3 protein-coding genes are annotated in these 3181 nt (G+C 71.2%); 1 reads left to right on the forward strand and 2 read right to left on the reverse strand.

Features of this window, described 5'->3' with window-relative positions; genetic code table 11:
- Nucleotides 1–11: 11 nt before the first annotated feature.
- Both NJ376_RS13970 and NJ376_RS13975 read right to left on the reverse strand, forming a co-directional pair.
- The gene (locus tag NJ376_RS13970; protein ID WP_252953888.1) at nt 12–950 is read right to left on the reverse strand and encodes an alpha-E domain-containing protein; all 939 of its coding nucleotides are present in this window, start codon (nt 948–950) and stop codon (nt 12–14) included.
- Nucleotides 950–2425 carry a circularly permuted type 2 ATP-grasp protein gene (locus tag NJ376_RS13975; protein ID WP_456309355.1) on the reverse strand — a complete coding sequence of 492 codons (1476 nt, stop codon included), beginning with the start codon at nt 2423–2425 and terminating at the stop codon, nt 950–952. Before NJ376_RS13975 ends, NJ376_RS13970 begins: the two co-directional genes overlap by 1 nt.
- A gap of 220 nt (nt 2426–2645) precedes the next feature.
- On the opposite strand from NJ376_RS13975, the gene NJ376_RS13980 reads away from it, so the two are divergent.
- Nucleotides 2646–3181 (forward strand): thiamine pyrophosphate-binding protein (locus NJ376_RS13980; protein WP_252953889.1); only part of this gene is annotated, 536 nt, incomplete at its 3' end.

Here is a 3181-nt window from a genome sequence, read left to right on the forward strand (position 1 = left end):
TCCCCCTCGACTTACCCCCGGATGTAGAACGCCTCGATTTCCCCCCCCAGCTCCGCCGCCCGCGCGATCATGCCGGTGAGGAATTCGTGCAGCCCCTGCTCGAAGATCGCCTCGATCCGCCCGTAGCGGAGCTGCGCGTGCAGCCCGCCCGCCAGCCGGTGGCATTCGCCGCGGCGCCCGCCCTGGCCCACCGCGATCGCCTCCAGCGTCTCCGCCACCTCGCCGAAGCAGGAGAGCAGGCTGCGCGGCAGCTCCGGCCGCAGGATCAGCAGCTCCGCGATGCGGCGCGGCTGCAGCCGGTCCCGGTAGATCCACTGGTAGGAGCGCAGCGCCGAGACCGCGCGCAGCACCGCCTGCCACTGCACGTAGTCCACGGCGCCCTCCGCCTCCGGCGTCAGCAGCTTGTGGCGCACATCCAGCAGGCGGGCACTGTTGTCGGCGCGTTCCAGCATGGTGCCGAGGCGCACGAAGCGCCAGGCCTCGTCGCGCAGCATGGTCTCATGCGCCGCGCCGTTGAACAGCGTGACCCTGTCCCGCACCCAGCCGAGGAAATCCGGCAGGTGGTCGCCATCCGTCGCCTCCGGCGGCAGTTTGCGCAGATGGTTCCAGCCATCGTTCAGCGCTTCCCACATATCCACGGTCAGTGCGGTGCGGACGGCCCGGGCATTGCGCCGCGCCGCCTCGAAGCAGGGCAGGATGCCGGAGGGATTGTCGGGGTCGAAGATCAGCCAGTGGATCACCGCCTCGGCGGTCGGCTCCGGGTATTTCCGGCGGAAGCCGGCCTCGCCGCCGGTGGCGGTGAGCAGGGCGCGCCATTCCTCCACCTCGTCGCCCAGCCGGGCGGAAATGGCCGCCATGCGGGAGGCGACGGCAAGGCCACGGGCGACATTGCCCGCGCGTTCGGTGTAGCGCGCCAGCCAGAACAGGCTGTCGGCGGTGCGGCTCAGCATCAGCCCTGCGCCTGGGCTTGCGACTGCGCCATCGGCGGCGGCGCCGGCCCCTCATCGTCCAGCACCCAGGTGTCCTTGGTGCCGCCGCCCTGGGAGGAGTTGACCACCAGCGAGCCTTCCTTCAGCGCGACACGGGTGAGGCCGCCGGGAATGATGCGGATCTCCTTGCCCGAGAGGATGAAGGGCCGCAGGTCGACATGGCGCGGGGCGATGCCCTGCTCCACCATGGTCGGGCAGGTGGACAGCGCCAGGGTCGGCTGGGCGATGTAGTCGCCGGGCCGTGCCAGGATGCGGGCATGGAATTCGGCGCGCTGCTCCCGCGTCGCATGCGGGCCGATCAGCATGCCGTAGCCGCCCGAGCCCTTGGCCAGCTTCACCACCAGCTTGTCGAGGTTATCGAGGACGTATTTGCGCTCCTCCTCCCGCTCGCAGAGATAGGTGGGGACGTTGGCCAGCAGCGGCTCCTCGCCCAGGTAGAAGCGGACCATCGCCGGCACATAGGGGTAGATGGCCTTGTCGTCCGCGATGCCGGCGCCTGGGGCATTGGCCAGCGCCACATTGCCGGCACGGTAGGCGGCCATCAGCCCCGGCACGCCCACCAGGCTGTCCGGGCGGAAGGCCTCGGGGTCGAGGAACTCGTCGTCGATCCGGCGGTAGATCACGTCCACCCGCTTCGGCCCGGCGGTGGTGCGCATGAACACCACCTTGTCCTGCACGAAGAGGTCGGCGCCCTCCACCACCTCCACGCCCATCTCGTCGGCCAGGAAGCAATGCTCGTAATAGGCGCTGTTGTAGGGGCCGGGGGTGAGGATGACGACGGTGGGATTTGCGCCCGTCCGGGCCGGCGCCACGGCCTTCAGCGTCTCCAGCAGCTCCTCCGGGTAGCGGCCCACCGGGCAAACCTTGTGCCTGGCGCAGAGGCGGGGGAAGAGCCGCAGCATCGCCTCGCGGTTCTCCAGCATGTAGGAGACGCCGGAAGGGGTGCGGCAATTGTCCTCGAGGACGTAGAATTCATCGGGCGCGGTGCGCACCAGGTCGATGCCCGAGACATGGGTGTAGACGCCGCCGGGCGGGGTCAGGCCAATCATCTCCCGCCGGTAGCCCGCATTCTCCAGCACGAGGGGCGCCGGGATCTTCCCGGCCTTCAGGATCTCCTGCCTGCCATAGACATCGGCAAGGAAGGCATTCAGCGCCCGCACCCGCTGGCGCAGCCCGGCCGAGAGCCGCTCCCATTCCGAGCGGGCGATGATGCGGGGAATGATGTCGAAGGGGATCAGCCGTTCCGGGTCCCCGCCCTCCCCATAGACCGCGAAGGTGATGCCGATGCGGCGGAAGAGCAGCTCCGCCTCCCGCCGCTTCCGGTCGAGATCCTCGCGGGGGGTGGCGCGGAGCCAGTTTTCGATCTCGGCATAGGCGGCGCGGACGCCGTCCTCGCCGCGCATCTCGTCATAGGCGGTGGTCTGCGAAGGCGACACGGGCGACCCGACCCCCTCTTCCATAATCTGGCCCGATCAACGCAGCACGGGACAGGTCGGCCCCGCAAGAAGCTGCGGCGGCGGATTTGGCCGGCCGCGCGGCATTTGCCCAAGCCTTGCTCAGCCCCGGCCGGATAGCCGCCGCATGGACGGGCAGGCGCGGTCTTGGCGGCGGCGGGGCGGTGCCTATGCTGGCCGGAGTTCTGGAGGGAATGCGGCGATGAACGGTGCGGCTGCGGTGGCGGAGGCCTTGCGGGCGGCGGGGGTGGCGAGGCTCTACGGCGTGCCGGGCGGCGGCAGCTCGCTCGACCTGGTGGAGGCGGCCAAGGCCAGGGGCATTCCCTTCATCCTGGCACGGCAGGAGACCGCCGCGATCATCATGGCGGCGACCGAGGCCGAGCTCTCCCACCGCCCGGGTGCCGTGCTGGTCACCCGCGGCCCGGGGGTGGGCAATGCGGCGAACGGCATGGCGCAGGCGAGCCTCGACCGCGCCCCGGTGCTGCTGCTGGCGGATGGCTTCACCGGCGCGGAGCGGGCCTTCGCCAACCACCAGTATTTCGACCATGCGGCGATGCTGCGGCCGGTGACCAAGGCGGCCGCCCAGGCGGTGGAGGCCGGGGGCGCGCCGGGCGCGATCGCCGCGACCCTGCTGGAGACGGCCCTGGCCGCGCCACGCGGGCCGGTGCTGCTGGAGCTTTCTGGCGCCGTGGCGCGGGCGCCGGCTGCGGCGCTGCCCCTGGCGGCGGTGGCGCCGCC

The organism is Siccirubricoccus soli (genome assembly GCF_024178315.1).
In the GTDB taxonomy this organism is placed as follows: domain Bacteria; phylum Pseudomonadota; class Alphaproteobacteria; order Acetobacterales; family Acetobacteraceae; genus Siccirubricoccus; species Siccirubricoccus soli.